The 7,210-nt window shown below is 76.3% G+C and carries 1 protein-coding gene and 1 pseudogene; both read right to left on the bottom strand.

All coding sequences use genetic code 11. The features are described 5' to 3' along the window. Positions 1-130: 130 nt before the first annotated feature. Positions 131-3,349, bottom strand: a pseudogene (locus tag ACIQ5Y_RS38740) (type I polyketide synthase); the annotation flags it as partial. Positions 3,350-3,415: 66 nt separating this feature from the next. Further along, a partial coding sequence (locus tag ACIQ5Y_RS38735) for an SDR family NAD(P)-dependent oxidoreductase (RefSeq protein ID WP_403891879.1) occupies positions 3,416-7,210 on the bottom strand: 3,795 nt, incomplete at its 5' end.

The raw sequence follows: 7,210 nt of genomic DNA, 5'->3' as shown, positions 1-7,210 counted from the left end.
AGCCCGGGCCCCCCCCCCCCCGCCCCCCCCCCCCCCCGGCCCCCCCCCCCCCCCCCCCCCCCCCCCCCCCCGGGGGCCCCCCCGGGGGGGGGGCGGGGGGCCCCCCCCCCCCCCCCCCCGTCCGCGTGTGTCAGGCGGCCTGCTCCTGTTCCTGCTCCTCCAGGAAGCGGGCCACCGCCGCCGGGGTCGGGTAGTCGTAGAGCAGTACGGGCGGCAGCAGCATGCCCGTCGCCTCGCACAGCCGGTTGCGCACCTCCAACGCGGTGAAGGACGAGAAGCCGATGTCCAGGAAGTTGTCCTCCTCCTCGATCGACTCCGGTGAGGCGTGGCCCAGTACGTCCGCGGCGTGGACGCGGACCAGGTTCAGGTAGGAGATGACCCCCGCCTCGGGCGAGGACGGCGAAGCCTGCGGGGCCTGCTCCGGTCCGGGCGTCCGTGCGGGCGTCCGGACGGGTGCCTGCGGGGGCGCCGCCTCGCGGGCCGGCCACCAGTAGTGCCGCCGTTCGAACGGGTACGTGGGCAGGTCGGCGCCGGCCGAAGGGGACCCGCCGTACCACCGGGCCCAGTCCACCGTCGCTCCCGCCGCGTGCAGCCGGGACAGCGCCACCGCGAGCGAATCCTCCTCCGCCCGCTCCCGTACGAGCACCGGCACCGCCAGGGGGCGGGTGCCGGCCGGGGCGGCCGCCTCGACCATCGGCGTCAGCACCGCGTCCGGGCCCACCTCCACGAAGGCGGTGACCCCGGCCTCGGACAGTGCCGTGACCGCCGCTGCGAACCGCACCGGCGAGCGCAACTGGTCGGCCCAGTAACGCGGTTCGCGGAGTTCCTCCAACCCCACGGGCCGCCCGGTCAGATCGGAGACGATCCGCAGCGCGGGCTCCCGGAACCGGAGGCCCGCCACGACGTCCCGCAGCGGCTCCAGCGCCCCGTCCATGTGGTGGGAGTGGAAGGCGTGGCCGACCCGGAGCAGGCTCGTCCTGCGCCGTCGGACCCCGAGGGCCGCGGCGATCTCCGCCACGGCGTCGGCGTCACCCGAAACCACGGTGGAGGAAGGCCCGTTGAGGGCCGCCGGCCCCACCCGGCCCTCGTAGGCGCCCAGCAGTTCCCGTATCTCCTCCTCGGACACCTCGCAGGCGAGCATCGCCCCGCCCGTCGGCTGTCCCTGCATCAGCCGGGCGCGGGCCACCACCAGGGTGCCCGCGTCCTCGAGGGACAGCGCTCCGGCCGCCGCCACGGCCGTGATCCCGCCGAGCGAGTGCCCGGCGACCCAGTCCGGGGCGGGCAGCAGCCTGCCCAGCAGCCGGAACAGGGCCGTCTCCAGGGCGAACAGGGCCGGCTGTGCCAACTCCGTACGGTCCAGCAGCGCCGCCTCGGGCGTGTCCGGCCCCGCCAGCAGCACCGGAAGCAGGGGCCGCCCCAGCGGGGTGTCCAAGGCCGCGCACACCTCCTCCAGCTCCGCCCGGAAGTCCGGCCGGGCCTCGTACAGGGCGCGCCCCGTACCGGCCCGGTGGCTGCCCTGGCCGGTGAAGAGGAAGGCGGTCCGCGGACGTTCTCCGCCGAGGCCGCGCACCACCCGGGGCGAGGGCCGTCCGGCGGCCAGCTCCGCCAGGGCGGCCAGCGCCGGGCCCCGGTCGCCGGGCAGCACCACGGCACGGTGGCGCAGGTGACTCCGGCCGAGGGCAAGGGCCCGGCCGACGGCCGCGTTCGTGGGGACCGCCGCGTCCTGCGCGCCGGTGCCGGGGCCGGTGCCGGGGCCGGTGTCCATGTCCGTGTCCGTGCCCGTGCCCGTGCCCGTGCCCGGGTCCGTGCCGGAGCCCTCCGGCCGGGACAGCCGGGACAGCAGCCGTGCGGCCTGCTCCCGCAGGGCCTCCTCCGTACGGGCCGACAAGGGCCAGGGCGCGGGCACGGGAGTCGGGGCGTCCCGTCCGCCGGCATCCGGCTCGGGGGCGGGCGCCCCCGCCTCGACCGGCGCCTGCTCCAGGATGACGTGCGCGTTGGTCCCGCTGATCCCGAACGAGGACACCCCCGCCCGGCGCGCCCGGCCCCGGTCCGGCCACGGCACGGTCCTGGTGAGCAGCTCCACCGCCCCCGCCGACCAGTCGACGTGCGGCGTGGGCTCGTCCACGTGCAGGGTCCGGGGCAGCACCCCGTGCCGGATGGCCTCGACCATCTTGATCACGCCGGCCACCCCCGCGGCCGCCTGGGTGTGCCCGATGTTCGACTTCAGCGACCCCAGCAGCAGCGGCTCGCCGGCCGGCCGGCCCTGCCCGTAGGCCGCCAGCAGGGCCTGGGCCTCGATCGGGTCGCCGAGCCGGGTCCCCGTACCGTGCGCCTCCACCGCGTCCACCTGCTGCGGGGCCAGTCGCGCCGACTCCAGGGCCTGCGCGATGACCCGTTCCTGCGTGGGCCCGTTCGGTGCCGTGAGCCCGTTGCTCGCCCCGTCCTGGTTGACGGCCGAGCCGCGCAGCACGGCGAGGATCCGGCGGCCGTGGCGCCGTGCGTCGGAGAGCCGCTCCAGCAGCACCAGGCCGATGCCCTCCGAGAAGCCCGTCCCGTCGGCCGCGGCCGCGAAGGCCTTGCACCGGGCGTCGGGCGACAGGCCGCGCTGCCGGCTGAACTCCACCAGCAGCAGCGGGGTCGCCATCACGGTCACCCCGCCCGCCAGCGCCAGATCGCATTCCCCGGCGCGCAGCGACCGCGCCGCGAGGTGCATCGCGACCAGCGAGGACGAGCAGGCCGTGTCGAGGGTGACGGCCGGCCCCTCCAGACCCAGGTGGTAGGCGATCCGCCCCGACGCCACGCTGGTCGCGTTGCCGGTCATCAGGTGTCCCTCGTACCCCTCGGGCACCTCGGCCGGAGGCGGGACGTAAGCCTGCGAGACGACGCCCGCGAACACCCCGGTCCGGCTGCCCCGCAGCGAGTCCGGGGCGATTCCGGCGCGTTCGAAGGTCTCCCACGACACCTCCAGCAGCAGCCGCTGCTGCGGATCGGTGGCCGTCGCCTCACGCGGGCCCATCCCGAAGAACGGCGCGTCGAAGGCGCCCGCCCCGTGCAGGAAGCCGCCCTCGCGGGCGTACGTGGTCCCGGGCCGGTCGGGATCGGGGTCGTACAGCCCGTCCACGTCCCAGCCCCGGTCGACGGGCAGCCCGGAGATCACGTCCCGCTCGTCGGCCACGAGCCGCCACAGGGCCTCGGGGGAGTCGACGCCGCCAGGGAAACGGCAGCCCATCGCGACGACGGCGATCGGCTCGTGCTCCTTGTCCTCCAGCTCCTTCACCCGGCGCTTGGCCGCCTTCAGGTCCGCGGTGGCCCGCTTCAGGTAGTCGCGGAGCCTTTCCTCGTTGCTCATGCCTGTCGCACTCTCTTCCTGGGATACGGGCGGTGGGTGAGGGTGCGGCCGCTCCGGCCGCCGGGGTCAGGACGCATCGAGTTCCCCGTCGAGAGCCCGGAACAGTTCCTCGTCCGTGGCGTCGGTCAGGTCGCCGTCCTCGTCCGCGGCCTCCGCGCCGGCCGGTCCCGCCTCTTCCTCCCACCGCCACAGGGCGGCCCGCAGCCGGTCCCGCAGCGTCGAGAAGCCGGGGCTGTCGACCGTCACCGAGGCCAGCAGCCGGTCCAGGTCTGCGGCCGCGTCCGTGGGCGCGAGCAGTCCGAGCAGGTGCCCGGACAGCGCCTCGGGCGTGGGGTGGTCGAAGACCAGAGTGGTCGGCAGCCGCAGCCCGGTCGCCGCCACGATCCGGTTGCGCAGCTCCACCGCCGTGAGGGAGTCGAAGCCGATCTCCTTGAACGCCCGGTCCGCCGCGATGCCGTCGGCCGCGCCGTGCCCCAGCACGGCCGCCACCTGCTCCCGTACGAGTGTCAGCACCGCGCGCTCGCGCTCCGGGCCGGGCAGCGCGGACAGTCGTTCGCCCAGACTCTGGGCCGACGCCCGCACGCCCTGGCCGGCCCGCCGCACGGTCTGGCCGCGCACGAGCCCCCGCAGCACCGCCGGGATCTCCCCGGCGGCCGCCCGGGCCCGCAGCCCCGCCAGGTCCAGCGGCGCCGGCACCAGCAGCGGGCGGCCGACCTCCAGCGCGGCGTCGTACAGCGCGAGGCCCTCGGACAGGGACATCGGTACGAGGCCGCCCCGGCCGATCCGGGCCAGGTCCGCCCCGTCCAGGTGGCCGGTCATGCCGCTGGCGTCCTCCCACAGGCCCCAGGCCAGCGAGACGGCGGGCAGACCGAGCGCGCGGCGGTGCGCGGCGAGCGCGTCCAGGAACACGTTGGCCGCCGCGTAGTTGGCCTGCCCCGCGCCGCCGAGCAGGCCGGAGGCGGAGGAGAACAGGACGAACGAGGACAGGTCCAGCTCCCGGGTCAGCTCGTGCAGGTGCCAGGCCGCGTCCGCCTTGGGCCGCAGCACCGCCTCCGTCTTCTCCGGGGTCAGCGAGGCGAGCACGCCGTCGTCCAGCACACCCGCCGCGTGGACCACGTCCGTGAGGGGATGCGCCGGATCCACCGAGGACAGGAGCGCGGCGAGCGCGTCCCGATCGGCGGTGTCGCAGGCCGCGATCCGCACCCGGGCGCCCAGTTCCTCCAGCTCCCGCGCCAGCTCCCGGGCGCCGGGGGCATCGGGGCCCCGGCGGCCGGTCAACAGCAGCCGGCTCACGCCGTGCTCCGTCACCAGGTGACGGGCCAGCGCGGATCCCAGGGTGCCGGTCCCGCCGGTGATCAGCACCGTCCCGGGCCGCCCGGCTCCCGGAGCCCCGGTCGGCGGGACGGTGAGCACGACCTTGCCCACCTGCTTCGCCTGGGCGAAGTACCGGAAGGCGTCCGGGGCCCGCCCGATGTCCCAGGTCTCGACGGGCAGCGGCCGCAACACCCCCCGCTCGAACAGGGCGAGGACGGACCGCAGTACGCCGCCCACGGTGTCCGGATCCATGTCCAGCAGCTCGAACGGCTGGTAGCGGACACCGTCGTGATCCGCCGCGATCCGCCCGGCGTCGCGCAGATCGGCGATGCCCATCTCCACGAACCGGCCGCCGGGACCGAGCAGGCGCAGCGACGCGTCGATGAACCCGCCGGTCAGCGAGTTGAGGACGACGTCCACCCCCGCCCCGTCCGTCGCCGCCCGGACGGCACCCTCGAAGTCGGTCGTCCGGGAGGAGGCGAGGTGCGCCCCGTCGACCCCGAGCGCCCGCAGCGCGCCCCACTTCGCCGGGCTCGCCGTGGTGAACACCTCGGCACCCAGGTGCCGGGCCAGCTGGAGCGACGCCAGACCGACGCCGCCCGCCCCCGAGTGGATGAGCACCCGCTCGCCGGGACGCACGCCGGCCAGCTCGACCAGCCCGTAGTACGCCGTGGTGAACACGGCGGGCACCGAGGCGGCCTGCGCGAACGACCAACCCCCGGGGATACGGGCCAGCAGACGCCGGTCGGCCACCGCCACCGGCCCCACCGAACCCGGCACCAGGCCGAACACCCGGTCGCCCACCGCGAGGTCGCCGACGCCCGGCCCGGTCTCCAGGACCGTTCCGGCCGCCTCCGTGCCCAGCGGGGAGCCCCCCGGGACCATGCCGAGGACGGTCAGCACGTCGCGGAAGTTCAGCCCGGCCGCCCGTACGGCGATCCGTACCTGCCCCTCGGACAGTGCCGCCTCGGCCGCCGGATGGGGAGCGGCGCGCAGATCGTCCGGAGTGCCGCCCGGGGTCTCCAGCCGCCACGCACCACCCTCCGCCGGCGGCAGCGCCAGCGGAGCACCGGAAACCGGGGACAGCCGGGGCACCAGGACACGGCCCTCCCGCAGGGCGAACTGCGGCTCACCCGTCGCGAGGGCGGCGTCCAGCGCCCGGCGGGATGCCGAGCCCTCCGCCGGATCGTCGAGGTCGACCAGGGTGACCCGGCCCGGGTTCTCCGTGGCGGCCGATCGTACGAGGCCCCACAGGGGCGCCGCCGCCAGGGACGGCGCGTCACCCGGAGCCGCGGCGACGGCCCCCCGGGTCAGCACCACCAGGCGGCCCTCGCCCGTGTCCCGCGCGGCCCAGTCCCGCAGCCACCCGAGCACCCGGAACACGGCCGCGCGGACCGCCTCGGGCGCCGAGCCCTCGGGGACGTCGGTCGCGTCGAGCAGCTCGTGCTCCGGAGCACCGCTCTCCGCGGGTGCCGCATCCGGCCGTTCCTGCTCGGTCCACACCGTCTCGTACAGGGGGAGCCCGCCCGAGGGCCTGCGTACGGCACCCAGGCGACCCGGGTCGACCGGGCGCAACGTCAGCGCCCCGACGGTCAGCACGGGCGCGCCCGCCGGATCGGCGACCGACACCGTCACGGTGTCCTCGGCGCCGTCGGGACCGGGGGCGATGGACACCCGCAGCGCCGTGGCGGCCGTGGCCCGCAGCTCGACGCCGGTCCAGGAGAACGGCAGGCGGATGCCACTGCCGAGGAAGTCGCCCAGGCCCATGCCGTGCAGGGCCGAGTCGAGGAGTGCGGGATGCAGGGTGAAGCGTTCCGCGTCGCCGTGGAACTCCGTCGCCAGCTCCACCTCGGCGTGCACGGTGTCCCCCGAACGCCAGGCGGCCGAGAGGTTCCGGAAGGCCGGCCCGTACTCGTAGCCGAGATCCGCCAGATCGTCGTAGAGGTGGTCCACGTCGAGGGCCTCGGCGCCCTCCGGCGGCCAGACCGCGTCGGCGGCGGGCGCGGGGGCGCCGTCGGAGGGGGAGCCCAGCACACCGGTGGCGTGCCGCGTCCACGGCTCCGGCTCCTGCCCGGACCGCTCGGCGGACGTGTCGGGGCGCGAGTGCACCGACACCCGCCGCAGCCCGTCGGAGTCCGGCGCCTGCACCGCCACCTGTACGCGGACACTCCCGCGCTCCGGCACGAACAGCGGTGCCTCCAGCGTCAGTTCGTCGACGCGGTGACTGTCCACGCGCTGCCCGGCGCGCAGGGCGAGCTCCAGGAGCGCCGTCGCGGGGAGCAGCGCGGTGCCGTCAACGGCGTGATCGGCCAGCCAGGGGTGGGTGTGCGCGGAGATCCGGCCGGTGAGGAGGAGGGCGTCTCCGTCGGCCAGCGTGGTGACGGCCGACAGGAAGGGGTGGTCGGTGGAGTCCAGACCGAGGCTCCCGGCGTCACTGTGCGCGGCAGGGCCCTCCAGCCAGTAGCGGTGGTGTTGGAAGGGGTAGGTGGGGAGGTTGGGGGGTGTGGTGGTGGGGGTGGTGTGCCAGGTGGTGGGGGTGCCGTGGGT

The sequence above is a fragment of the Streptomyces sp. NPDC096339 genome (assembly GCF_044762985.1).
In the GTDB taxonomy this organism is placed as follows: domain Bacteria; phylum Actinomycetota; class Actinomycetes; order Streptomycetales; family Streptomycetaceae; genus Streptomyces.
This window is presented reverse-complemented; position numbering and strand designations above follow the sequence as displayed.